Below are 25,192 nucleotides of genomic sequence, written 5' to 3'. Positions count from 1 at the left end.
TCACATCCGGAAGACGCCGTAGGAGACCGGCTCCAGCGGCGCCTGCGCGCACGCTGAAAGAGCCAGTCCGACAACTGTTCTGGTATCGGCGGGGTCGATGACGCCATCGTCCCAGAGCCGCGCCGTCGAGTAGTAGGGATTGCCCTGCGCCTCGTACTGGTCGCGAATGGGGGCCTTGAAAGCCTCCTGATCTTCGGGTGACCAGGGCTTGCCGGTGCTGTCGAGCTGATCGCCGCGCACCGTCGCCAGGACGGAGGCGGCCTGCTCGCCGCCCATGACGGAGATGCGGGCATTGGGCCACATCCACAGGAAGCGCGGCGAATACGCGCGCCCGCACATGGAGTAGTTGCCCGCGCCGTAGGAGCCGCCGATGACCACGGTCAGCTTGGGCACGCGCGCACAGGCCACAGCGGTGACCATTTTCGCGCCGTGCTTGGCGATACCGCCCGCCTCGTAGTCGCGGCCGACCATGAAGCCGGTGATGTTCTGCAGGAACAGCAGCGGGATCTTGCGCTTGTCGCACAGTTCGATGAAATGTGCGCCCTTCATGGCGGATTCGCTGAACAGCACGCCATTATTGGCCACGATGCCGACCGGGTGGCCGTGGATATGCGCGAAGCCGGTGACCAGGGTGCGGCCGTATTCGGCCTTGAACTCACTGAATTCGCCGCCGTCGACCATGCGGGTGATGACATCGCGCACGTCGTAGGGCGTCCGAAGGTCAACGGGCACAATGTCGTACAGCTCGTCCTGGTCGGCGATGGGAGCCACCGCCGGCCGGACCTCCCACGGGGTCGGCGTCTTCGGGCCGAGCGTGGCGATGATATTGCGCACGATGCGCAGGGCGTCCTCATCGTTCTCGGCCAGGTGATCGACCACACCCGAAGTGCGCGCGTGCAATTCGCCACCGCCCAGATCCTCGGCGGTGACCACCTCGCCCGTGGCGGCCTTCACCAGCGGCGGGCCGCCCAGGAAGATGGTGCCCTGATCGCGGACGATGATCGTCTCATCACTCATGGCGGGGACATAGGCGCCGCCGGCGGTGCAGGAGCCCATGACGGCGGAGATCTGCGCAATCCCCTTGGCGCTCATATTCGCCTGGTTGTAGAAGATGCGGCCGAAGTGCTCGCGATCGGGGAAGACCTCGTCCTGCTTGGGCAGGAAGGCTCCGCCGGAGTCGACCAGGTAGATGCACGGCAGATTGTTCTGCAGCGCCACCTCCTGCGCCCGCAGATGCTTCTTGACGGTCATCGGGTAGTAGGTGCCGCCCTTGACCGTGGCGTCATTGGCGATGATCACGCATTCGCGACCGGACACCCGGCCGATGCCGCCGATCACGCCCGCGCCCGGGCATTCGTCCCCGTACAGACCGGTCGCGGCCAGGGGCGACAACTCCAGGAAGGGCGAGCCCGGATCGAGCAGTCGATCCACCCGCTGACGTGGCAGCAGCTTGCCGCGGGCCAGATGACGCTCGCGCGACTTCTCCGGCCCGCCCAGCGCGCTCACCGCCAGACGGTCGCGCAGCTCCTCGACCAGCGCGCGGTGCGCGGCCCGATTGCCGGCGCGCACCTCCTCGGTGACCGTCATTCGCTCCGCCTCTCCGCGCGGGCCATCCGGCCCATTCGGTTAATCACCAATAACTGGAATTTAAGATAATCTGCACTAACCGAGTTGTCCAGGACCGAGAAGGGAGACCACGGTGACCAGCAGCGACACCGTCGCCCCGACGCGGCGTGAACAGCTCAAGGCGCAGCGCAGGCAGCAGTTGCTGGATGCGGGCGCGCGGCTCATCGCCGATCGCGGGTTCCTGGGGATGCGCCTGGACGACCTGGGCGCGGCCGCGGGCATCAGCGGCCCGGCGGTCTACCGCCACTTCCCCAATAAGGAAGCCCTCCTGGTCGAGCTCCTGGTCGGCATCAGTCAGCGCCTGCTCGACGGCGGCCGGGCGGTGGCAGCCCAGGCCCCCACCCCCGCCGAGGCGCTCGACGCGCTCATCGACTTCCACCTCGATTTCGCGCTCGGCGAGCCCGAACTCATCCGCATCCAGGACCGCGACCTGGAAAACCTGCCGGACTCGGCCCGCCGTCAAGTTCGCCGCACCCAGCGCCAATACGTCGAGGTCTGGGTAGCCGTCCTCCGCGACCGCTACCCCGACCTCCCCGAGTCCACCGCCCGAGTCCAGGCCCACGCCACCTTCGGCCTGATCAACTCCACCCCCCACAGCGCCCCCGCCGCAACGGCCACCCGCGCCCGCCCGGTCCTGCGCCGCATGGCTTTAGCCGCCCTCGGCTGACCGACTCCCCCACCACCAGACACGGCCACCCCGATCATCCGGCACCGCTACCTCGCCATCCAGCACTGCCACCTCGTCATCCCGGCATGCTTTTGGCCGGGATCCGCGCCCACGGCGCATGTCCCACAGGTGTGGATCCCAGCCAAATGCGCGCCGGGATGACGGGGGTTGGAGTTCAGTTCGGTTGGGCGGCTGTGGATTTGCGGGCGGTCGTGAGGATGGCGGCGATGACGGGGTCGGATTCCGCCGCTTCGGCGAGGGCGGCGGTGAGGGTTTCGTCGTAGGTGGGGACGGCCTGCTGGTAGCGGGTGCGGCCGGTGTCGGTGAGGACGGTGTAGACGCCGCGTTTGTCGTCGGGGCAGAGGTCTCGGTAGGTGAGGTCGGCGGCATTGAGGCGGGTGACCAGGCGGGTGACCGAGCTTTGGTTGAGGCCCAGTTCGGCGGCCAGGTCCTGCATGCGGAGTTCGTTGCCGGGGGCCTCGCCGAGGAAGACCAGGGCGCGGTATTCGGAGAGACCCAGGCCGTGGCTGCGCTGCAATGCGGCGGTCAGGCGGGTTTCGACGTGGGCGTGCAGGGTGAGCATGCGGTTCCACATCTGGGGATCGCCGGCCACTTCGGCGGGGCTGACACGGGATGGCATGGGGCTCCTCGATTTCCGCCGGGCGGGGGTTGACACGAGTTTACTTGTACATGCATGCTTCTTGCTACAAGAACTTGCATATACATGCAATTACTGAATCTGGAGTCTCCCATGGCATGGGTTTACTTGCTGATCGCTTCGGTGTTCGAGGTGGTATTCGCCCTGGGCACCAATGCGACTCACGGTTTCACAGTGCTCGGCCCCTCGGTGCTGACCGCACTGGCCGCGGCGGGCGGGATCTTCTTCCTGAGCCTGGCGCTGAAATCGCTCGATGTGGGTGTCGGCTACACGGTATGGACCGGAATCGGATCCGTGGGCACCGTCATCCTCGGGTCGATCGTCTTCCACGAGGAGGTGACGCCCGCGAAGGTGGCGGCATTCGTACTGATCATCGGCGGTGTGCTCGGCCTCAAGGTGGCCGACAAGCTCGCGCAGTCGAGCGCCGCCTAGTTCACTTCACACACAACAGCTTTCGAGGAGGGCCGTCATGGCTTGGGGTTATCTACTCATCGCCGCCGTATTCGAAATCGCGTTCGCACTGGGGACCAATGCCACCAAGGGATTCACCCGGCTGTGGCCGTCGGTGTTCACCCTGCTGGCCGCGGCGGGCGGGATATTCATGTTGAGCCTGGCGTTGCGGACGCTGGATGTCGGTGTGGGGTACACGGTCTGGACCGGGATCGGATCGATCGGCACGGTGGTGCTCGGCGCGCTGATCTACAAGGAGAAGATCACGGTGCCGAAACTCATCTCGTTCGCCGCCATCATCGCGGGCGCGATCACACTGCGCATCGCCTCGGGCGGATAGCCGAATCCCGCTCACGCACCGCGGAGTTCGCGCTCCGCGGTGCGCAGCACCATCAGGAAGCCCTGATGAATCGCGGGCAGAAACAGATACGTGCACAACCCCGGCAGTACCGGCGAGGCGATCTCGAAGGTCGAGAACCAGCGCACCCGGGTGCCGCGCGCAACCTTCTTGAAAGCGATGAATCCTTCCTGATGCCGCAGCGGCGGAACAGATTTCAGTAGCCGATAGCGCATGATCTCGTTCGGCTTGTACTCGACGATCTCCTCGGTGAGCCGGATGAGCGGTGTGACGATCAGCCGCACCGCACCCTCACCGTGACCCGCGGTATTACCGGGACGTACCAGGGTGACCCGGCGCACCAGTGGAACCCGTTGATAATTGGTGGCATCGGTCAGCCAATCGAAGACATCGGGCAGGGGTGCTCGGATGGTGCGCTCAACATCGACCGTGCGCATGCCGGCTCCGTTCTGATCTCGCCCGAACCTCTGGGCAGCCTACGAGATCCTACGGTCGGGCGGCGAAATAAACAGGCCACAGTTGGGTAACTGCGTACCGAACCATGCACACCGAATCAAATGAGCGCCTTGTGCTTTCGTAGCCTGCGGCGCACATCACCCATCATCGACCGGGTACCCGCGTTACGAATGAACCTGGGTATGAAGCGATTGACGAAGCCCACGAAGAGGAACAGATTTTCGAAGCGGCGCTGATCGGTCGCGGTCCACTCGACGCCCATCAGGTCGCGGAAGTGCGGCGCCAGGAAGCCCGCGGTGAGGAAGCGCAGCAGACCGCCGAAGAACAATCGCAGGTACCAGTGGATCATTCGCAGGTGCAGTAGATCGTCGACGTAGGCGCGCACCTTCTCGTCGACGATGGACTGCTCGACCGCCAGGTTCCAGTACTCGCCGAATTCGGCACGGGTCGCGGGCCACATCTCCTCGGTGACCTGCAAGGTCGTACCCAGCGGGGACGAGGTCCGGTAGAAGTCCTCGGCCTGCTCCGGACTCATCTTGCCGTTCAGCAACTGGTAGGAATCCTCGAAGCCGACGTACAGGCAGGCCGCGACCCACAGCTGCAGATCGCGGTCGAAGGCGTTGTACTTCACGGCCGCGCCGGGCTCCGATTTCACCTGGCGGTGCGCCACATTCACCGCCTCCCGGAAGGCCACCCGCTCCTGCGGCGTGCCCAGAATGGCGACCGCGAGATACGACGCCGTGGTGCGCAGGCGTTTCCAGGGATGCACCATGAGCGCGCCGGATTCCACCCGGCTGTCGGCGACGCCGTGGCCGACGCCGGGGCGGGTCATCTGCATGGCGACATTCGCCGCCGCGCCGGCGAATTGCCAGAAGTCGAGAGCGTCTGCCAGCGCGGGCGGGCGCTTGGTCCGCGAGCGATGAATTCCGGGGATGTGCACGCGAGTCCGCTCGGTCGTCAATGAGCCGGATCCCGCCCCTGCGGGGAACGGCCCTGTGCCGCCGGGGAACGACCCCGCGCCCCGCGGGAACGACTCGAAGGGCTGCGCCGCCGCCGATGTCATGGCTGTCCTTTCGCACTTAAGTGCTGAATCCTCCATAACTTAGAACCCGAGGAAGTCTCGGTCAATAGCCATTTTCCGCCATAAACACGCAGAGCATGGAGTGTGAATCCAGTTTCCGAAAACGCGCCGAGTATAGAAGAATCATGAGTAACATACGCCGTTGCGACCCGTCACTCGATCCGATGGGCCGCGATCTAGGAAGGAATCTGCGCACATGCTGCAACGGCTGGATCGCATCCTGAGCTATGAGATGAAGGTTTCCGAGTTCCTCGGAACGCTCGTTCTGCTCGGCATCCCCTATGGGCTCGTCGGGGTCATCTGGACGCTCACGCACACCTCGCATCTGAAGCAGTTGCACGGCATCGACGTGATCGTCTCGTTCCTGGGATCGATCGTGTGCTGGCCGGTGCTCACCTTCTCGAATGTGTGCATGACGTAATGATGATTCTGGTCTGGCTCATCGACCTTCTCGTCATGGGAATCAAGGTGCTCGGTGGGCGTACGAAGGTGAATCCCGTTCTCCGCTTCGCACTCTGGACGGCCGTGCTCAGCACCTTCGCCGCCGGCGTCGCGGTACTGGGCTTTCTGCTGGTGCTGCTGCAGCACCACCTCCACAACCTCGCGTAAGGGGTGCGACATTGACCACCACCGAAAAGCCGCGCAGTCGCGTCAGGCCACCGGTCCCGGAATACGGTGAGCTCGCGCGGATCGGCGCGAGTCTCGCCGGACTCTGGCGCCGCCATCCACAGCAGTCGCTGGAGACCCTCGGCCGGCAGGTGCTGCTGGGCCGGGAAGCCCTGCTGCAGTTGATCGTTTCCATTGTCCGGCGGCGCTTTCCGTATCGGGAGTTCATCAAGCAGTGCGCCTTCATGACCAGCGTGTCGGCCGCACCGACCGTACTGGTCGCGATTCCCATCGCGGTGGTGGTCTCGATTCAGGTGGGTGCGCTGGTGAACCAGGTCGGTGCGACCACCTTCATCGGCGCGGTCGCCGGGCTGGGCATCATCCGGCAGGGTGCGCCGCTGGTCACCTCGCTCATGATCGCGGGCGCCGTCGGGTCGGCCATTACCGCCGATCTCGGCTCCCGGACCATTCGCGAGGAGATCGACGCCATGATGGTGATGGGCGTGGATCCGGTGCGGCGCCTGGTGGCGCCGCGGCTGCTGGCGGCGGTGCTGGTGAGCATGCTGCTGTGCGGGTTCATCGTCTTCGTGGGCTTCGGCACCGCCTACATGTTCAATGTGTACGCACAGCAGGGAACTCCGGGTTCGTTCATCGGATCGTTCGCCTCGTTCGCGGTCGCGAATGACCTCGTCATAGCGCTGGTGAAGGCCGCCATCTTCGGAGTGCTGACGGCAATCATCGCCTGCGACACCGGATTACACGCGCACGGCGGTCCGGGAGGCGTTGCCAATGCGGTGAATTCGGCGGTGGTCAGTTCCGCGCTCATGCTCTTCGCCACCAATGTCATTCTGACGCAGCTCTACAACACCTTCTTCCCGACGAAGGTGGTGTGAGATGGGCAGCACCTACACTCCCCCGGCGCTCCGGCCCGTACGCATGGCGAGCAATGCGCTGGCCGCGCCCATCCAGGCGAATCAGCGGCTCGGGCATCAGACGATCACGTTCTTCCAGTCGGTGATCGCAATGCCTTTCGTGCTCGAGCACTATCGCAAAGAGGTACTGCGGCTGACCGCCGACGTCGGCTGGGGCAATGGTTCGCTCATCGTGGGCGGCGGCACCATCGGCATCGTGGTGGCGCTGTGCGGATTCGCCGGCATCACCGTCGGCATGGAGTCGTTCACGGCGCTGAATCTGCTGACCATGAGCCCGCTCACCGGCGCGATCTCCGGCTTCGCCACCACGCGTGAGCTCGCGCCCATCATCGCCACGCTGGCCTTCGCCATTCAGGCCGGCTGCCGGTTCACCGCTCAGCTGGGCGCCATGCGCATCTCCGAGGAGATCGACGCGCTGGAATCCATTGCCATCCGGCCGCTTCCGTATCTGGTGAGCACCCGGATGATCGCCTCGACGCTCACCATCATCCCGCTCTACAGCGTGGGCCTGGCGGTGGCGTATCTGGCGACCAAGTTGTCGGTGCTGTTCCTGGGCGGCACCACCTCGGGCACCTACGACCACTACTTCTTCCAGTTCCTGCTGGGTCCGGACGTGTTCTGGTCGCTGCTCAAAGTCATGATCTTCGTGATGATCTCGACGTTCATCCAGTGCTACTACGGCTATATCGCCTCGGGCGGGCCGGAGGGTGTCGGGGTGGCGGCCGGACGGGCCATCAAGATGGTCATCGTCGTCATGGTGTTCGTGAATCTGTTTCTCACCCTTGCCATCTGGGGCATCGACCCCGGCTTCCGGATTTCGGGGTAGGCGAATATGTTGCTCGATCCGAGTGGGCGCGGGCCCACGGCCCGGCAGCTGTCGCTGGCCGGGCTGGCCATGATGACCGCGCTGGCCCTGCTGCTGTATCTGCTGGCGCTGCGCTACAACGGGCGTTTCGAAGACAAGGTGCCGGTCACCGCACTGCTCACCAGTACCGGCGACGGCCTGCCCGCCCGCGCCGATGTGAAGTTCCGGGGCATGGTGGTCGGCCGCGTCGAATCCGTCGAGGTCATGGCCAGGGGGGAACGGCAGCAGGCGCGCTTGGTACTGAAACCCGCTGCGGCGGGCACTATTCCGGCGAACGTCGCGGCTCGGGTGATCCCGAACAACATCTTCGGCGTGACCGCCGTCGAGCTGGTCGATACCGCACCCACCCAGCAGACCCTGCACGCGGGAGCCACTATTCCGGAGGACACCAGCGCGGGCACGGTCCAATTGCAGACCACCCTGAATGTGCTGCGCAATGTGCTGCAGAACATTCAGCCGGAGAAGCTCGGCCGGGTGCTGGGCACGCTGTCCGCGGCACTGGATCCGCAGTCGCGGGTGCCGGGCTCGACCATCGAGCGACTCGACAATTGGATGACCGAGGTCCATGCCATTCCCGGCATCGGCAATATGCTCGGCGATCTCGGGCGGGCCGCCACCGCGCTCAGCGTCTCCGCGCCGGATCTCGTGGGGATGCTGGCGAAGTCGGTGACGACCGCGCGCACGCTCACCGAGCAGCGCGCGAATCTGGTCGCACTGCTGACCACCGGCGGCGCCACGCTGGACCAGGTCAATGCGCTCTTCGCCCGCAATCCCGATTCCGGCAAGTTCCTGGTGTCGGGCCTGGATCAGCTCTTCGGCTCACTGGCCCAGGACCCGCAGGCCATTCCCTATACGGTCGCCAATCTCAATACCGCGCTACAGCGATTGCAGGGCGCGTTCAGCTTCGGTCCCAAGAAGCAAATGGTGTGGAAGATGGATGTGACCTTCACGCCGTTCCAGCAGTACACGGCCAAGGATTGCCCGCACTACGGCGATCAGGCGGGACCACGCTGCGGCGGTGCCACCGTGCCGGAAGTCGCTCCGGCACAGCAGTATCCGCAACAGTTGCAGCCGCAGCATCTCGACGCCGCCGGACCGGCTCCGGTGACATCGCCGGGGGCGAATGCGCCGGGCATCCCCGGGTTGCCGAGCATTCCGGGACTGTCACTGCCGAACCTGCCCGCGATTCCGGGACTGCCGTCCATACCCGGTATCACCGCTCCGGCGGCGCTGAACGAATCCTCGCCTGCCACAGCACAACCCGCAGGACTGCGGGGCAGTGCCGCCGTGGCCGCACTGGTCGGCGGCAGGCCCACCGCGGCTCAGCTGCTACTGCTCGGCCCCGTACTGGCCGGTGGGTCGCTGGTGCCGTCCGAGTCCGGAGGTGCCGCATGAAATCCGGAAAGTCCCTGGCGGGCTTCAGTCTCTTCGCGATTGTCGCGGTGCTGCTGACCTACACCATCTGGTCCACCCTGCAGCGGTCCGTGCCGGGTAGCACCGCCAATTACTCCGCCGTCTTCTCCGATGTCCTGGGCCTGCGCGTCGGTGACGACGTCCGCATGGCCGGGGTGCGGGTCGGGCGAGTGGACAAGATCGAATTCGGCGATGAGTACCGCGCCCGGGTGGCCCTGCGCATCCAGGACGCTCAACATCTGAGCACCACGACGAAGGCGCTGGTCAGGTATCAGAATCTCATCGGACAGCGCTATATCGCACTGATGCCGGGGAAGGATGCCGGGCAGCTACTCGCACCGGGCGGGCAGATCCCGCTGGAGCACACCGAGCCGTCGTTCGATGTCTCCACCCTGCTGTCCGGGTTCGAGCCGCTGTTCAGTGTGCTGCAACCGGATCAGATCAACTCGCTGTCGGAGACGCTCATTCAGGCGCTACAGGGCAATGGGGTATCACTGAGCGCGCTGGTCACCCAGGCCGCACAGCTGGCGGGCACCTTCGGGCAGCGCGATCAGATTCTCGGCGATGTGGTGTCCAATCTCAGCAGTGTGGTCTCGGGCCTGGCCCACCGCAGCGGCGAGCTGGAAACCCTGATCACTCAGACCCGGGCGCTGACCGAGGCGCTGTATTCGCAGGGCGAATCACTGAAGAGTTCGGTGGATCATGTTGCCACCGCGACGGATTCGCTGGTCGGAATCATCGCCCAGGTCAAGCCCGGCATGGCGCAGGCGCAGACCGACGCCACCAGCGGGATCGCCCTGCTGCTGACCAATGGCGCGTCGCTGGATCGGGCCGCCGTGCAATTGCCCGACTTCCTCAATGGGGTCGCCCGTTTCAGCAGTTACGGCGCGTACGGCAATGCGTACATCTGCCGCCTGGATGTGTCGCTGTGGGGTGTTGCCCTGCCGCCGGGAGTGTTCTCGCAAATCGGCGGACCCGCCCAATCGGAGGTGTGCCGGTAATGAAACGACTACGACTACCCGCGATCCGGTACCCCGGATTTCTGCGCAATCGCTCTCTGCGACTCGGGCTGTACGCGTCCGGATTCGTAGCGCTGCTGCTCATCGGCTCGACGGCATTCAGTCAGGCACGCCTGGGCGACAAGACGATTCACGCCGAATTCGCGCAGGCCGCCGGGCTGCGCCCCGGTGCGACGGTGGATATCTCCGGTATCGAGGTCGGCTCGGTCACCGCCGTCAAGCTCGACAACGGCAAAGTGCTGGTGGATCTGAAGGTGCACCGTGATGTGCACCTGGGCGCGGATGCGAAGGCCGCGATCAAGATGTCCACCATCCTGGGCCGGCTGCATGTGGACCTGACGCCGGGCAAGGGAACAGCACTGTCCGGTGATCGGATCAAGCTCGAAAACACCACTGTCCCTTACAACCTCGGCAAGGTCATTCAGGATCCGCAGTACAAGTCCTCGTTCGAGCACATCGAGCGCATCGACCCGCAGAAGCTGCGGCAGGCGCTGGATGTGGTCGATCAGCAGATGGGCAGCTCCCCCGAACTGGCGGTGCAGGCGCTCGACAGCGTCGGCGCGCTGGCCAAGGTCATCAATGATCGGCGGGACGAGGTGGACAGCCTGCTCGAGGGCATGGATACGGTGTCGCAGCTGGCGGCCGACAATCAGAACAGCGTGCTCCTGCTGCTGACCCGCGGTGAGGCTATCGGCACGGCGGTGCAGCAGCGGCAGACGCTACTGAAACAGCTGCTCGACAATGTGGCGTCGCTGTCACAGCTGCTGCAGCAGATGGGCCTGGAGAACAACGGCCAGCTGGGGCCGCTCATCGGCAATCTCAACACCATGTCCCAGGGCCTGGAGAAGAACAAGGCCAATCTGGACCGGCTGTACGAGATCATGCCGGTCGCCCTGCGGCAGTTCAACAATGTGCTCGGCAACGGACCGTACGGGGATGTGTACGCGCCCTGGATCTTCCCGGACAACTGGTTGTGCTTCGCGCAGGCCGTGAGTGGGTGCAAATAATGAAACTCCGTCTGATTGCCAAGCTTGCCGCGATCTGCGTGGTGGCGACGGTCGGATCGGGCTGTTCGCTACTGCCCGCGAGCCTGACCGCACTGCCCGAGGAGTACCTGGGCAATCGCATGCGCATTACCGCGGACTTCGACAATGTGGCCGGACTCTATGCGGGCAATGAGGTTTCGGTGCTCGGGGTGCCGATCGGCGATGTCGAATCGGTGACAGCCAAGGGCAGTTATGTGCAGGTTGTCATGTCGGTCGACCGGGGTGTGAAGATTCCGGCGGATGCCATTGCGGCGCTGGTGAATCCGCAGTTGATCACCAATCGCCACGTAGAGCTGGCGCCGGCCTACACCGGCGACGGGCCGACGCTCGGCGACAATGCCTATATTCCGAAGGAGCGCACCAGGGTTCCGGTGGAACTGGATCGGATTCTGGCGAATTTCGATCAGCTGGGTGCGGCGCTGAAGGGCGACAACCAGACCGGGCCGATGGCCAGCCGGGTGCTGTTCCCGCTGTTGAACGGCAATGGCGATCGGCTGCGGGGCACCCTGGACGCACTGTCCTCGGCCTTCGAGGTGACCTTCGCGAACAAGGACCAGATCTCCAACACAATTATCAAACTCAATGACGTCACCCAGGTCATCGCGTCCAATGACCAGACGGTGCGCGATTTCAGCGGGCGGCTCACCGATCTGGTGAACCTCATGGGTGAGCAGGCGCCGGGTTTGCAGGCGGTACTGCGGCAGCTCGACGACTTCGTCACCAACACAGCGACTTTGGTCGGCGACAATAGGGACCAGCTGGCGGGTGCGCTCACCAGGTTCGTCGCGATCACCAGCCAGATGCGCACCAACGCACGGGGTCTCACCGAAATCGTCGATGTCGCGCCGCTGCTGTTCCAGAACATCTCCAATGCCACCAGCCGGGAGCATCAGGCGCTGCGCCTGCACGGACTGCTGGACAAATCCGTGCTCGACAGTGAGGTGCTCTCGACCTTCTGCCAGCGGCTGCTCATCCGCTCCGATGGCTGCCGCACCGGCAGGGTCGAGGACTTCGGGCCGGACTTCGGACTCACCGCCGCCCTGCTCGGGATTGCGAATCCACAATGACCAGAAGACATGTGCGCTCGCTCGCCGTTGCCGCACTGACCACCGCCGCGCTCACCGGCGCGACGAGCTGTGCGGTCACCGTGGATCAGGTGCCGCTGCCCAAGCCCGGTATCGGCGGGCCGGGCTACACCATTCACGCCACCTTCAATGACGCCCTGAACCTGCCCGACCGGGCGCACGTGAAGATCGGCGGCACCGATATCGGCGTGGTCACCAAGATCAAGACGACCAATTACATCGCCGATATCCAGATGCTGATTCGCAAGGACATCCAGCTGCCGCACGGCACCACCGCCGAACTGCGGCAGGCCACTCCGCTCGGCGATATGTTCGTGGCCATGTCGCTGCCCTCGGCACAGGAGGCCGGGGAGCCGCTGCGCGAGGGCGAGACCATCGGCGCCGATCACACCTCGGCCGGGGCCTCGGTGGAACAGCTCATGATGTCGATCTCGCTGCTGCTCAATGGCGGTGGCATCAATCAGGCGGCGAAGATCACCAGTCAGATGGACTCCATGTTCGCCGGGCGCGCGCCCGAGCTGTCGCATCTCATCACCGAAATGACCAGTGTCATCACGGCATTGAACAATCGCACCGGCGATATCGACAATGTGCTCGGCGGTATGAACAGCCTCACCGGCGAATTGGCAAGACGTAAAGCCGAACTCGGCCAGGCCGCCGATACCTTCCCGCAGCTGATCGGGCTCTTCACCGAGAACAATCAGAAGATCGTGGATCTGCTGACCAAGGTGTCCACCACCATGCAGGCGCTCGGCGACTTCTCCGATACGACCGGACCGCAATTCGTGAGTCTGTTCAACAGCATTCAGTCGCTCATGTCCGGGTTCACCCAGATGGGCGATAATCTGAACGGCACTCTCGACGGGCTGGACAAGCTGTATCCCTCGCTCATGGCCAGTTTCCGGGGGCCGACGCTCGCGGTCGCGGCGACCGTCTCCTACTTGAGCATCGGTGCGCTCAGCGATCCCAGTGGTAGTCGCTGGCCGGAGCTCGGCGATGCCGGGCAGTTCATCGGCAGTCTGACGCAGGTGCTGGAGAAGGTGTTCGGGCGGCTCACCAGTCCCCCCGGACAACCCGATGCTGCGCCCGCGCCCGCACCTGCGCCCGCACCGGGAGGCGATCGGTGAATTCCCCTCTGTGGCTGTGGATTCTGCGTCGTCGCATCGGCATCGCCAATCTGGGCCTGGTCGCCGTGCTGATTGTGGGCTGCGGCTATATCGGCGGATATGTGCTGCGGTTCAATCCGATTCCGCATACCTACGATGTGACAGTCGAATTCGCCACCGCCGGCGGCCTCGCGGCCGGCAATGACGTGAACTTCCGCGGCGTGCGGGTCGGGAAGGTCAGTTCTGTCAAGGCGTCCGGGGACGGCGTCGCGGCCATTGCCGAAATCGATGATTCGGCAAGGATTCCCGTGGGCGGCACCGTGGCCATCGGGCGGTTGTCGGCGGCGGGTGAGCAGTACCTGGACTTCCGGCCGGACTCCGATACCGGGCCCTATCTGCACGGCGGTTCGGTGGTGGAGCGCGCCGGAACCACTGTGCCGGTGCAGATTCAGTCGGTGTTCGCGAATCTGGGCAATCTCATCGGCGGGATGAATCCGGATCGGCTGAACGTCATTATCGACGAGCTCGACAAGGCGCTGGCGGGTGGTCCGGATCGGCTGCGCAATATGATCTCCGGGCTCAGCCGGGCCATGTCGGGGCTCACCGATCTGCTGCCGCAGACCCGGCAGCTCATCGAGAATCTCGAGGTCATCGCCGATACCACCCAGCACGCACAGCCGGATCTGAGCACGCTCACCAAGGCGGGCAGTGCGCTGTTCGATCAAATGACCGCAGCCGATCAGGAATTGCGCACGCTGCTGCAGCAGGGGCCGGGGCAGCTCACCACCTTCGGCGACTTCCTGTCCCGGACCCAGGACCCGATGACGGATCTGGTCACCAATTTCGTGGCGGTCACCAAGGCCGCCAAACTGCGGGCCCCGGCGATCGCCGCGCTCTTCCCGGCACTTCGGGTGGGCTCCGAAGCGCTGGGCATTCCCGCGCACGACGGCGCGTACAACACGCTGGTCGATCCGTGGCCGCGGCCGACCTGCGAATACGACACCATCCCGGTGGTTCCCACCGACGCGCAGGTCGATACCCGGGTGCGGCTCTACAACTACTGCGTCACCAGCAATCCGGCGCTGCAGGTCCGCGGTTCCGCCAATGCGCCACGACCGGATGTGCCCGACAACGGCGCGAGCGCCCCGCCCGGTGTCACCGGCAATGAACTCTCCCAGCCCGTACCCACCCGATAGGAACGATCATGAGCGAGATCGACCTCGACCACGAGACCGCCGCCGACAGTGTGGAGTCCGAGCCCGCGCAGTCACCAGGCGAGCCCGGCACAATCGCGGACAGCGCGCCCACCGCATCCGCGGACGCCGCACCTGCGCTGCCATCGGTGGAGTCCGGGCCTGCATTGCCGTCGGTAGCGCCCGAACCCGCACTGTCGTCGGCGGAGTCCGAACCTGAAACTATTGCGGCCGAGGATGATTCGGAGCCGATTACCGAGGGGGCGCGGCGGTTCGCGGTGCCGAAAGTGCCTTCTCTCGGACGCGGCGGGCGGATCGTGGCTCGTGCGGCGGTGGCGGTTGTCGCCGGCGCGGCGGTGGCCTCGAGCGTGTTCTTCTACGTCCAGAACAAGGACAAGCAGGACGTCCTCGACGCCCATCAGGCGGCGCAGACCGCGGCCTGCGCGTATGCGCCGGTGCTCGCCACCTATGAAGCCAAGAACCTGGACGCCTACTTCACCGCGGTGCTCGACGGGGCGACCGGTGAGTGGCGCAAGCAGTTCGACTCGACCAGCAAGGATCTGCGCGATGTGCTCTCGCAGGGCCAGGTGGTGTCGAAGGCGACCGATGTGCAGTGCGCGGTGCGGGCCGGGGACCGGGATTCGGCGGAGGCCATCGTGGTGATCGGCCAGACCATCACCAGCCTGGGTACGCAGAACAAGCCCGCGCCCGGCCAGCTCTCCATGGTCATGCGGCTGGAACGGCACGGCGATCGCTGGCTGGTGAACAAGGTCAATTCCCCACTGTCGCAACAGCCGCTGCCGTGACCCGGGACCGCCTGCCGCCGGATGGCCGCCGCCAACCCGGCAGGGACACAAAAGACCTGGTGGCTACGATAGCCGACATGAATGTCGAGGAGCAGCGCGTGATCCGCCGCCGCCCGAAGAACCGGCGCGCCCAGATCGCCGCCACCTCGGCGGCCGCTTTCGGCTCGCTCGGCTACCACGGTGTGAGCATGGAGGATATCGCCGCACGCCTGGGCATCTCCTCGGCCGCGCTGTATCGGCACTATCCGAGCAAGTACGCGCTGTTCCGGGAGGAGTTGCTGCGGCTCGGGCAGCTCACCCTCGATTCGGTCACCCCGCCGGACGAGTCCGATGGGCTCAGTCCCCGCGCGCGACTGGAGAGCGTGCTCGACAAGATCATCTCCGAGACCATCGCCAATCGCGCCACCGTCACCCTGGTGCGCTGGGAGCAGCGGTATCTCGACGAGACCGACCGCCAGACGCTGTCCGATCAGTTCGCCGAGGCGCTGAGCGTGCTGCGCGGGCTCATCGGGGATGTGCGCCCGGAACTCGACGAGCACGAGCGCGCATTGCGGGCGGTGGCGCTCTTCAGCGTGATCAGCAGCATCGGCGACCACCACGCCGCACTTCCGGCGAAACCGCTGACCGCACTGCTGCATTCGACCTGCGGTCCGCTCATCGACGGCGAACTGCCGCCGCCTGGCACCGCCGCGACCACGCCGCGCGCCACCGAGATTCCGCAGTCGTTCAAGCATGAACTGCTGCTGAAGAAGGCGGTGGAACTCTTCCACCAGCGCGGCTATCCCAATGTGAGTGTGGAGGACATTGCCACGGCGGCCGATCTGTCGGCGGCCTCCGCGGTGTACCGCTACTACCGCAGCAAGGGTGATCTACTGGCGGCGGCCTTCCGGCGCGCGGCCGATCGGGTGTCGGGGGCGATCGGCCCGGCGGTGGCGTCCTCGTCGGCTCCCGGCGAAGCGCTCACCAAGCTCATCGATCTCTATGTCGCGGGCTCCTTCGCCGAGCGCGAGCTGACCTTCGTCTATTACGCCGAGTTCGGCCATGTTTCGCCCGAGGAACGCACCATGCTGCGCAATGTGCAGCGGCTGATCGTGGCCGAATGGGTGCGCCTGCTGGTCGCGGTGCGGCCGGAGCTGTCCGAGGGCGAGGCGCGCATTCTGGTGCACGCCGGTTTCGGGCTGGTCGTCGATATGGGTCGCGTCTTCGGCGACAATCAGCGAATCTGCCCGCAGGAGCGAGTGATTCGGCTCATGGAGATCACGCTCTTCGGTACGGCACGGGTGGTCGAAGCGGCGGTGCCGGAACCCTGAGTACTCAGGGCACCGGTCACCGTCGCGACCGGGCACGCTACGTGTCCGGTCCGCTACAGCCGGACGGGCATTGGGCACTGCTACCCGTCGGCTGTCGCGAATGACGACACGGGGGTGAACGGCGCGTAGTCGCGCACATGTCCGCTCTCCCACCCCCATACCGAGATCGGATCGACAGAGATCCCACTCTGCAGGATCAGCCGCCAGCCGGCATCCTCCCGCTGCCAGATATCACCGTCCCGGTCCCAGTACAGACCGGCCAGGTGGGGTTCGGTGCTGCTGGGCCCGGCGGAGTCTCCATTGGGGGCGGCAGCCGCGGTCGGCGCGCACATCCACGTCGGGGCAAATTCATCGTTCATTGTGTTTTCTCCCAGCAACTTACGAGCAACGGACTGCGGATGGTCGCCGCGCGGAGCGGGCGGCTTCGTCTCGTACCGGTGACTCTGTGCTGTTCGGCAGTTACCGCGAGTGGTGACCATCGGATTTCCCTTCGTGGCGTTGTGAACACAAGTATTCAACGCGCCACTTCTGGGACTCTTCCGTGCGAATTCGGCCACTACTTTCGCGCGAGTTTATTCGCCAAAAGTTTGCTGTCACTGTAACAGTCGGACCACTACCCATGAAAGTCCTGAAATTGCCGGGTATTTCGGTCCCGGGTTGCTCGCGGTGTGCCAACGTTCGAGGTGACGGACATTCCGGCTCGACCAATCCGGTGTGGAAGGGTGTCGACGATCATGGCGCAGCCACGCGTGCAGGTGCTCGGGCCGATTCGATTGATCGTCGACGACCGACCGGTCGGACTGGGCGCCACCATGTTGCGGGCGGTACTCGCCCGCCTGGTGGCCGCCGGCGGGCATGCCGTCACCGCCGACCAGCTCATCGACGATCTCTGGGAGGGCAAACCGCCGCCCAGCGCCGCCTCCGTGCTGCAGGTGCACATTCACAATCTGCGCCGGCACTTCGAACCCGACCGCCCGCGCCGCGCGGCCGCTCGCTACGTGGTGAACGAATCCCTCGGCTACGCACTGAAACTCGATACCCATGCGGTCGACGCCTGGCATTTCGAAGCCCAGCTGCGACACTACGATCAGCGGCTGCGCGATCACGCCGATCCGCCGGCCCCGAGGGAACGGCGCGAACTGCTCGATGCGGCGCTCGCCTGCTGGAACGGCGCACCCTACGAGGGGCTCACGCTCTTCGGATGGGCCGGGCGGGAAGCCAACCGGCTCAGCGACTTACAACTCGCCACCGCCGAGCGCCGCGCCCAGGTGGAACTCGATCTGGGTCATCCGGCCGAGGTGGCCGCGGAACTGCGCGCACTCTTCGACCAGCATCCCGAACGTGAGGAATGCGCGCGGCTGCTCGCCACCGCGCAGTACCGGAGCGGGCAGCAGGCCCAGGCGCTGGCGACGCTGCGGCGGACGCGGGAGTATCTCGGCGAGGAATACGGCATCGATCCCGGTCCGGCACTGCGGGAACTGGAAATCGCCATCCTGGATCACGCCGAGATGCTCACCCCCGCAGTGATTTCGCCGCCGGCGCCGATCAAGCCGGTGCGAAAGGCACCGTCCTACAGCGGCTACGGCAATGAGCGCGACACTCTGCATCGGGTGGCGGCGGAGGTTCGCGGCGGTCATCTGCAGACGATCTGGGTCGCCGGTGCGCCCGGAGCCGGTAAGACCACGCTCGCCGAATCCGTGCTCACCGAACTCGCCGCGCAGCAGTGGACCGCGGTGCGCGGCGGCTGTCCGGAAGTGGACGGCGCGCCCCCGGCGTGGGCGTGGTCGGAAATCCGCGCCGGACTCGAAACCGATGGCGCGCAACCGGATCTGTTCGCGACCGATGATGCCTTCACCATTGCCCGCACGGTGGTCAGCGCCTGCCGGCAGCGCACCGCGTCCGGGCCGGTGCTCATACTGCTCGAGGACACCCATCGCGCCGATACCGCCACCCTGCAGGTGCTGCGGCAGACGGTGAACTGGTTGCGCGATGAACCGGTGCTCATTCTGATCACCCTGCGCGGGGCCGAAGCCGGTCCGGGGCTGCACGCCACCGCGGGCGCGCTGGCCCATCACACCGCCGCGTGGCTGGAGCTGACGGGGCTCGATCTGGCTACCACGCGCGCCGTCGCCCAGGCCGCCGGACTCGGCGCGCTGACCGACGAATCACTGGCGCGGCTGCACCGGCGCACCGGCGGCAATCCGCTGTTCATCCGGGAGATCGCGAAACTGCTTGCGGCCCAAGGTTCCGACGTCGTGCTGGACGAGGTGCCCGACACCATCCGGGAACTGATCAATCAGCGCTTCGGCAACCTTCCCGACCCGGTGATCGCCGCGCTGCAGCAGCTGGCGATCTGGGGCGAGGGCGTGGACCTGCGCATTCTCAGCCGGGCCGCGGGGGTGAGCGAGGAGGAGCTGATCGATCTGATCGCGGCGGCCGAATCCGCGGGGCTGGTCCGTACGGACCGGACAGGGCGCATCACCTTCGATCACACGCTCATCCAGGACACCGTCTATCGGCGCATCCCCATGCTGCGGCGGGTCCGAATGCATTGGGCCGCCTTACAACTGCTGGAGGCGTCCGAGGACAGGTATCCGGGTCTGGCCCGCGATCCGGACATGCTGGCGCATCATGCGATTCTCGGCGCGGGGCCCGAAACGGCTTCCCGGGCCATCGAATACGTGCGGGCGGCGATCGCTCGCAGCATGGAGCGCGCCATGCGGGCGGATACCGTGCGGCTGTGGCAGTCCGCGATCGAGCTGCACGAATTGGCCGGGCACACCGGGGATCACGCCGCACCGGGCGAGCAGGCCATGGTGTTGGAGGCGCACTGCGAACTGGTCAATGCGCTGGCCTATCAGGGGCGGCTGCTCGATGCCCGCGGTGAACGGCAGCGGGCAATCGCACTCGCCCGGCGGCTGGACGATCGGCAGCTGCTGATTCGAGCGCACACCAGTTGGCGGGTGCCGAATATGTGGACGCTTGCCGAGGCGGGCACGCCCACGCCCGTTCTCACCGAGATACTCGGTCCGGTCGTCATGACGGAGCTCCCGCGCGAGACGCAGGCACGATTGCTGCTTTCCATCGTCCTCGATACCGCGGTGGCGGCGCGGACCCGGGAAACCTGGGCGGCCGCCGAACGGGCCGTACAGCTCGCACGGGCCGTCGGCGAGCCCGAATTGCTGTGCTGGGCGCTCAATATCCAGATCTTCGCGCTGCTGCAGGGCAGCCCGCGCGAACCGGCCGCGGAGATGCTGCGGATTGCCGAGGCGGCCGGGCTCGGCGAGTACCGGGCCGTCGCGCACTACTCGCTGTATCGCGCCGCGCTCTGCGAGAGCGATCTGCGGGCGGCGGCCGACCATGCCGCGCTCGCGCTGGAGGACGCCACCGACGGTCAGCTCCAGCAGATTCTCGATGCGCTGGGGCTTTTCGGTTTCGAGGCGGCCATGCTGCGCGGCGATCTGCCGGCGGCCCGGCGCGCCTTCGAAGAGCGCTTCACCCGGCTGGCGCAACGCGGGCTCGCCGATGCCGCGGGCGTGCTGCTGATGGGCGAGGTCTCGCTGGCCTGGGCGCAGGGTGATCTATCCCGACTGATCGAACCGGTGACCGAACTGTTCGAGTTGGCGCCGGAAATCGCGGCGCCGGTGTACACCATGACGCTGCTGCACGCCGGTGGGCGTGACCGCGCCCGCGCGGTGTACGACCGGTATCCGCGGGTCTTCCCGTACGTGTGGCCGAACACCTTCGCGGTACTGCGGGCGCACGCGGCGATCGAGTTCGGCGATCGCGAGGAAATTCGCGGACTGTACGAGCAACTCGCGGGGCACAGCGAAACCATCGCGGGCATCGAGACCGGGCTTTGCCTGCATCTCGGCCCGATGGACAGTACGCTCGCCGATTTGGCGGTAGCGCTGGGCAATACGAAGAAGGCCGCTATCCATCGGGCCCGTGCCGAAGCCCTGCTCTTACGAATGCGCGCCGATCTGGCGGTGATCGACCGGGAGGTCAGCCGGCCGCGAATGACGACATCGGCGTGAACGGCGCGTAGTCGCGCACACAGCCGCTGTCCCAGTCCCACACCGAGACCGGATCCACGGCGATACCGCTTTGCAGGATGAGACGCCAGCCGCCGTCCTCACGCTGCCAGATATCGCCGTCACGGTCCCAGTAGAGGCCTACGGTGTTCGGTTCGGTCTTTTCGCTCCGGCTCATGCTGTTCCTCTCCACTTCACTTGGGGGCCAACACTGCGTAGCTATCGATCAGCGAGTACACGGAAAGTCATCACCGCCACGGACACTTGGACTTTCGCGGCAGATTCGGACGTTTCTTCCCATGAATATATTTGCCAATCATTCGCCAATGAACGAACCAAGGTCGGCGAGTCTAATTCGAACCGTGATTTCAGGTCATTCGGGCCGGTAACCGGTGGAATAATCGCTGTTTCACAACCCTTTCCGCTCGAGGAAGACCGGCTCGGAGGTTGTCGCGGAGCATGACGGAACCGCAGGTACGCGTACTCGGGCCCATTCAGTTGATTGTGGACGACCGACCGGTCGGATTGGGTGCGACCATGTTGCGCGCCGTCCTGGCCCGTTTGGTCGCCGCCGGTGGGCGCTCGGCCGCTACGGATCGGCTCATCGACGATCTGTGGGAGGGCAATCCGCCGCCGACAGCCGCATCGGTGCTGCAGGTGCACATTCACAATCTGCGCCGGCTGATCGAACCAGATAGGCCGAGGCGAGCCAGATCTCAGTACTTGGTGTCCGAATCGTCCGGTTACGCACTGAAACTCGCGCCTGAATCGGTGGACGCCTGGCAATTCGAAGCGCTGATGCGCTCCTATGAGCAGCGGTTGCGCGCGCCCGGCGGGCTGGCGGATCCGGTCGAACGGCGCAATGCCCTCGATGCCGCACTCCGGTGCTGGAACGGCGCCGCGTTCGAAGGGCTCACCACATTCGGGTGGGCCGCACAGGATGCCGATCGCCTCACCGATCTGCGATTGACCGCGGCCGAAATGCGCGCCGCCGTCGAACTCGATCTCAATCGGCCCACCGAAGTCACCATCGAACTGCGCACCCTGCTCGACGAACATCCCGAGCGCGAGGAAATCGCCCGGCTGCTCGCCACCGCGCAATACCGCATCGGGCAGCAGGCGCAGGCGCTCTCGACACTGCGGCACTCTCGCGAATTTCTCGGCGAGCACTACGGAATCGATCCGAGTCCGGCGCTGCGGGAGTTGGAGGCGGCCATCCTCAGCCACTCCGAAACTCTCGCTGGTGCGGAAGCTCCGACCGGGCCCGCGCCCGCCATTCGAATTCGGCGCACCCGGGAGCACAGCGGGTATGTCCGGGAACACACCGTGCTGCGCGAAACCGCCGCCATCGCGGCGACCGGACGCTTGCAAATGGTGTGGATCGCGGGTGAGGCGGGTGCCGGAAAAACCACACTCACCGAATCCGCGCTCGCCGATCTCGGTGCGGAATCGCTGACATTTCTGCGGGGTGGATGTCCCGAGGTGGATGGCGCGCCACCAGCATGGGCGTGGGCGGAGGTGCTCAATGCGCTCGATCCGGTGGCTTCCGAAAATCTGGCCGCGGGTGACGCATTCACCATTGCGCGGACGGTGGTGGGTCTGTGTAAACAGCGCACTGCGGCCGGACCGGTTGTCATTCTCATCGAAGACGCGCATCGCGCGGATACCGCGACCCTGCAGGTGCTGCGGCAGGTGGTGAATTGGCTGCGCGATGAGCCGGTGCTCATGGTGATCACCCTGCGCGGCTCCGAGGCCGGGCAGGGGCTGCACGCCACCGCGGCGGCGCTCACCCACTGCACCGCGGAATGGCTGGAACTCGGCGGGCTCGATCTGGCCGCCACGCGGACATTGGCTTTGAGCTCCGGATTGCGGGAAATCTCCAAGGAGGCATTGGAGTTGCTGCACCGGCGGACCGGCGGCAATCCGCTGTTCGTCCGGGAGATGGCCAAACTCATTGCCGCGCAGCATGGATCGGGTGAGACCGGGGAGGTGCCCGATTCCATTCGGGAGCTGATCACCACCCGGCTGCGGCGGCTGTCGCCCGAAGTCGGCAGTGCCCTGGCGCATCTCGCCATCTGGGGCGACGGCGTCGATCTGCGGGTGCTCAGCCAGGCCGCCGGGATCTCCGAAGACGAGGTGATCGATCTGATCGCCGAGGCGGAGGCGGCGACGCTGGTGCGCACCGACCGCACCGGGCGCATCACATTCGACCACGCGCTGATCCATGACACGGTGTATCTGGGGATTCCACGGTTGCGGCGGATGCGGTTGCATTGGGCGGCATTGGAACTGCTGGATGGCAGGGTCGAGGATTTTCCGGGGCTGGCGCGTGATCCGGAGACGCTGGCCCGGCATGCGGCGCTCGGCGCTCGGCCCGAAACAGCCGTGCGGGCAATCGAATACGTGATGGCCGCCGCGCGTCACGATACCGATCGGGGTATGGCGGCCGATACCGTGCGGTTGTGGAAGTCCGTTATCGAACTGCACGAATTGGCCGGGCACAATACGGTTCATGCCGAGCGCGAGGTACGGGTGGCGGTGATCGAGGCCCATCTCGCGCTGGTGAATGCCCTTGCCTACCAGTGTCGCTGGTTCGAAGCGCGCGATATCCGCGATCGGGCCGTGGAGCTCTCGCAGGCATTCGGCGAGCAGCAGCTGCTGGTGCGGACGCTCACCTGCTGGCGGGCGCCGATCATGTATCCGGCGCTGCAGGGCTTCGATCCGCGGGAGCGGCTCGTGCGAGCCGTCGACAGCTGCCTGACGGGCGAGATCGACGATGCCGACCGGGTACGCCTGCTCGTGACCGCCGCAATCGAAACAGCTGGGGATTACCGTGATTCGGGGCTCAGCCATCGATACGCGGTAGCGGCGCTGGCGCAGGCGCGCGTATGCGACGATCCGGAGCTGCTCTGCGCCGCGATCAATGCCGTGGCCCTGGTGCGGTTCACCTCGGGCGAGGATCTGGCGCTCGTGCAGGAATTGCTGGAGGTGGCCGAGCGCGCCGAGCTGGATCAGTATCGGGCACTGGGTCATTACGGCCTGTTCCGCTGCGCGCTCGGCCGGGTGGATCTGCCAGAGGCGTGCAGACAAGCCGAACTTGCCCTAGGGGTCGTCACCGACGCCCTACTGCCGCAGCTGATTCTCATGCTCGGCTGCATTGCCGCACCGTTTGCACTGCTGCGCGGTGATATCGACGGAGCGGATCGGCTCTACACGGAATTCGACGAACGGCTCGCCCAACTCGGGTTCCTCCGCAGCGGCGGCCCCCGCTCCGCCATCGCCCTCTCACAGGCGTGGGCCAGTGGCGATCTGGCCGGATTGCAGGAGCAAATGCACGAGGTATACACGCAGGCGCCAGGTTACGGCGGACCGTTCTACGCTTTGGCGTTACTCGCGGCGGGACAACACGACAGAGCCGAAGAGCTCTACCGAGAATTCACCCCCATCCGCCCCACCCTCTTTCCACAAGCCGAGTATGGAATTCGCGCCTACGTGGCACTCGGGCTCGGCCTCACCGAAGACTTCGAATCCCTGTACCGCCAACTCGCCCCCTACGCCGGAACATTCCTCGGCCTGGAAGGCGCCGGCGCCGTCTGCGGCACCACCGACACCGTCCTGGCCATGCTCGCCATGTCCCAGGGCGACTTCGAACGAGCAGCAACCCACCAAGAGAACTCCGAGCGCCTCACCACCCGCACCCGAACTGAACTCGCGGACCTCCAACCACCCCGCCTCGACCCCATGGGTTACCGCCGGCGCACCACGGTCGTAGCGCACTGATCGAAACGACTCCCCCCGGCCTGAGCGGTCAAAGAATGACGCAGGGCGGCAATTATTGCCGCGGTGGGGCGATCTTTGACCGCTCAGACCGGTTTCGCCCGATGGCGCGCGATGATTCACCCCACCTCCGGCTCGACCACGCTCCTCACGTTCGAGCCGGTCGCAGATGCTCGCCACAGTCCGACACTGTCCCCGTCCCCACGAGTCAACGGATTGCTCACTGGCACCGCGCAATCCGAGGGTCCACACCCCGAGGCCGCCCGCCGCAAGGCCGAGCACGAAGGGAGATACCAGACCGGTCATGAAATATCTTGTGGTCGTTGGTGGTGCCCGGCCTACGCGGTCAAAGATTGAGGTGGGGCGGTAATTATTGCCGGTCAGGGGCGATGTTTGACCGGTGAGGCCGGTTTTCCACAGGGGCAGAGTTATCCACAGGTGTCCACATTCGGCTGCGACAGCCACGGTGGTTGTCGCCAGCGGCGAAGAGACTGCTGTGTATGGGTTTTCATGGGGTGTGGACTCGCAAGGAGTTGATCGCGTCGGGGATGTCGGCGTCCACCTTGGACGATCGGTGTCGGGCGGGGATGTATACGCGGGTACTGCCGGGGGTTTACTGCGTCGGCAGGGTGACTTCACTGGCACGCTGCGCTGCTGTTGTTGCTTGGATTCCGGGCGCCGTGCTGAGTCATCGGACTGCGGGG

23 protein-coding genes are annotated in these 25,192 nt (G+C 65.7%); 17 read left to right on the top strand and 6 right to left on the bottom strand.

The genetic code is table 11. From position 1 onward, the window contains the following. Entirely contained in the window at nucleotides 1-1,587 is a 1,587-nt protein-coding gene (locus OG716_RS35060; protein ID WP_405134614.1) for a carboxyl transferase domain-containing protein, read from the bottom strand. A gap of 112 nt (nucleotides 1,588-1,699) precedes the next feature. Between OG716_RS35060 and OG716_RS35055 the strand changes: the two genes are divergently transcribed. Beyond that, entirely contained in the window at nucleotides 1,700-2,293 is a 594-nt protein-coding gene (locus tag OG716_RS35055) for a TetR/AcrR family transcriptional regulator (protein ID WP_405134613.1), read from the top strand. A gap of 175 nt (nucleotides 2,294-2,468) precedes the next feature. Here the strand turns inward: OG716_RS35055 and OG716_RS35050 are convergent, their stop codons facing one another. Continuing rightward, nucleotides 2,469-2,933: a MarR family winged helix-turn-helix transcriptional regulator gene (locus OG716_RS35050; RefSeq protein WP_405134612.1), complete on the bottom strand. Its 465-nt coding sequence runs from the start codon at nucleotides 2,931-2,933 to the stop codon at nucleotides 2,469-2,471. Nucleotides 2,934-3,044: 111 nt separating this feature from the next. On the opposite strand from OG716_RS35050, the gene OG716_RS35045 reads away from it, so the two are divergent. After that, on the top strand, nucleotides 3,045-3,383 hold the full coding sequence (locus OG716_RS35045; RefSeq protein ID WP_355130856.1) for a multidrug efflux SMR transporter: 339 nt from the start codon (nucleotides 3,045-3,047) through the stop codon (nucleotides 3,381-3,383). Between the two features lie 37 nt (nucleotides 3,384-3,420). Continuing rightward, nucleotides 3,421-3,741: a multidrug efflux SMR transporter gene (locus OG716_RS35040; protein WP_327142310.1), complete on the top strand. Its 321-nt coding sequence runs from the start codon at nucleotides 3,421-3,423 to the stop codon at nucleotides 3,739-3,741. An 11-nt stretch (nucleotides 3,742-3,752) separates the two neighbouring features. Here OG716_RS35040 and OG716_RS35035 read toward each other — a convergent pair whose 3' ends face one another. Next, nucleotides 3,753-4,196, bottom strand: coding sequence for an SRPBCC family protein (locus OG716_RS35035; protein WP_355130854.1), 444 nt, complete (start codon nucleotides 4,194-4,196; stop codon nucleotides 3,753-3,755). A 116-nt stretch (nucleotides 4,197-4,312) separates the two neighbouring features. Further along, a complete protein-coding gene (locus OG716_RS35030; protein WP_405134611.1) occupies nucleotides 4,313-5,278 on the bottom strand; it encodes an oxygenase MpaB family protein in 966 nt (321 codons plus the stop codon). A gap of 214 nt (nucleotides 5,279-5,492) precedes the next feature. Here OG716_RS35030 and OG716_RS35025 point away from each other — a divergent pair, with 214 nt between their 5' ends. The 12 genes from OG716_RS35025 to OG716_RS34970 all read left to right on the top strand — a co-directional run bounded on the left by OG716_RS35025 (nucleotide 5,493) and on the right by OG716_RS34970 (nucleotide 16,677). Then, on the top strand, nucleotides 5,493-5,717 hold the full coding sequence (locus OG716_RS35025) for a hypothetical protein (protein ID WP_355130850.1): 225 nt from the start codon (nucleotides 5,493-5,495) through the stop codon (nucleotides 5,715-5,717). Continuing rightward, nucleotides 5,717-5,905, top strand: a complete 189-nt coding sequence (locus OG716_RS35020) for a hypothetical protein (protein ID WP_405134610.1) — start codon at nucleotides 5,717-5,719, stop codon at nucleotides 5,903-5,905. The genes OG716_RS35025 and OG716_RS35020 overlap by 1 nt, the downstream gene beginning before the upstream one ends. An 11-nt stretch (nucleotides 5,906-5,916) precedes the next feature. Next, the gene (locus OG716_RS35015) at nucleotides 5,917-6,795 is read left to right on the top strand and encodes an MlaE family ABC transporter permease (protein ID WP_405134609.1); all 879 of its coding nucleotides are present in this window, start codon (nucleotides 5,917-5,919) and stop codon (nucleotides 6,793-6,795) included. A 1-nt stretch (nucleotide 6,796) separates the two neighbouring features. Then, a complete protein-coding gene (locus tag OG716_RS35010; RefSeq protein ID WP_405134608.1) occupies nucleotides 6,797-7,660 on the top strand; it encodes an ABC transporter permease in 864 nt (287 codons plus the stop codon). 6 nt (nucleotides 7,661-7,666) lie between these two features. Further along, nucleotides 7,667-9,094, top strand: a complete 1,428-nt coding sequence (locus OG716_RS35005; RefSeq protein ID WP_405134607.1) for an MCE family protein — start codon at nucleotides 7,667-7,669, stop codon at nucleotides 9,092-9,094. Then, nucleotides 9,091-10,113, top strand: a complete 1,023-nt coding sequence (locus OG716_RS35000) for an MlaD family protein (RefSeq protein ID WP_405134606.1) — start codon at nucleotides 9,091-9,093, stop codon at nucleotides 10,111-10,113. The genes OG716_RS35005 and OG716_RS35000 overlap by 4 nt, the downstream gene beginning before the upstream one ends. After that, nucleotides 10,113-11,138 carry an MCE family protein gene (locus tag OG716_RS34995; RefSeq protein WP_405134605.1) on the top strand — a complete coding sequence of 342 codons (1,026 nt, stop codon included), beginning with the start codon at nucleotides 10,113-10,115 and terminating at the stop codon, nucleotides 11,136-11,138. Before OG716_RS35000 ends, OG716_RS34995 begins: the two co-directional genes overlap by 1 nt. Beyond that, nucleotides 11,138-12,244 carry an MCE family protein gene (locus OG716_RS34990; RefSeq protein ID WP_405134604.1) on the top strand — a complete coding sequence of 369 codons (1,107 nt, stop codon included), beginning with the start codon at nucleotides 11,138-11,140 and terminating at the stop codon, nucleotides 12,242-12,244. The genes OG716_RS34995 and OG716_RS34990 overlap by 1 nt, the downstream gene beginning before the upstream one ends. After that, nucleotides 12,241-13,389: an MCE family protein gene (locus tag OG716_RS34985; RefSeq protein ID WP_405134603.1), complete on the top strand. Its 1,149-nt coding sequence runs from the start codon at nucleotides 12,241-12,243 to the stop codon at nucleotides 13,387-13,389. Before OG716_RS34990 ends, OG716_RS34985 begins: the two co-directional genes overlap by 4 nt. Continuing rightward, complete coding sequence (locus OG716_RS34980; protein WP_405134602.1) at nucleotides 13,386-14,564, top strand: MCE family protein; 1,179 nt, start codon at nucleotides 13,386-13,388, stop codon at nucleotides 14,562-14,564. Before OG716_RS34985 ends, OG716_RS34980 begins: the two co-directional genes overlap by 4 nt. 8 nt (nucleotides 14,565-14,572) lie before the next feature. After that, complete coding sequence (locus OG716_RS34975) at nucleotides 14,573-15,367, top strand: hypothetical protein (RefSeq protein ID WP_405134601.1); 795 nt, start codon at nucleotides 14,573-14,575, stop codon at nucleotides 15,365-15,367. A 77-nt stretch (nucleotides 15,368-15,444) separates the two neighbouring features. Then, entirely contained in the window at nucleotides 15,445-16,677 is a 1,233-nt protein-coding gene (locus OG716_RS34970) for a TetR/AcrR family transcriptional regulator (protein WP_405134600.1), read from the top strand. A gap of 80 nt (nucleotides 16,678-16,757) precedes the next feature. Here OG716_RS34970 and OG716_RS34965 read toward each other — a convergent pair whose 3' ends face one another. After that, nucleotides 16,758-17,036: a hypothetical protein gene (locus OG716_RS34965; protein ID WP_405134599.1), complete on the bottom strand. Its 279-nt coding sequence runs from the start codon at nucleotides 17,034-17,036 to the stop codon at nucleotides 16,758-16,760. A 375-nt stretch (nucleotides 17,037-17,411) separates the two neighbouring features. Between OG716_RS34965 and OG716_RS34960 the strand changes: the two genes are divergently transcribed. Beyond that, nucleotides 17,412-20,714 carry a BTAD domain-containing putative transcriptional regulator gene (locus OG716_RS34960; protein ID WP_405134598.1) on the top strand — a complete coding sequence of 1,101 codons (3,303 nt, stop codon included), beginning with the start codon at nucleotides 17,412-17,414 and terminating at the stop codon, nucleotides 20,712-20,714. Here the strand turns inward: OG716_RS34960 and OG716_RS34955 are convergent. After that, nucleotides 20,683-20,889 carry a hypothetical protein gene (locus OG716_RS34955; protein WP_327142327.1) on the bottom strand — a complete coding sequence of 69 codons (207 nt, stop codon included), beginning with the start codon at nucleotides 20,887-20,889 and terminating at the stop codon, nucleotides 20,683-20,685. The genes OG716_RS34960 and OG716_RS34955 overlap by 32 nt on opposite strands. 281 nt (nucleotides 20,890-21,170) lie before the next feature. Between OG716_RS34955 and OG716_RS34950 the strand changes: the two genes are divergently transcribed. Further along, nucleotides 21,171-24,491, top strand: a complete 3,321-nt coding sequence (locus tag OG716_RS34950; RefSeq protein WP_405134597.1) for a BTAD domain-containing putative transcriptional regulator — start codon at nucleotides 21,171-21,173, stop codon at nucleotides 24,489-24,491. The last annotated feature ends 701 nt before the right edge of the window (nucleotides 24,492-25,192 follow it).

It is taken from the genome of Nocardia sp. NBC_01388 (genome assembly GCF_045040085.1).
GTDB lineage: Bacteria > Actinomycetota > Actinomycetes > Mycobacteriales > Mycobacteriaceae > Nocardia.
This window is presented reverse-complemented; position numbering and strand designations above follow the sequence as displayed.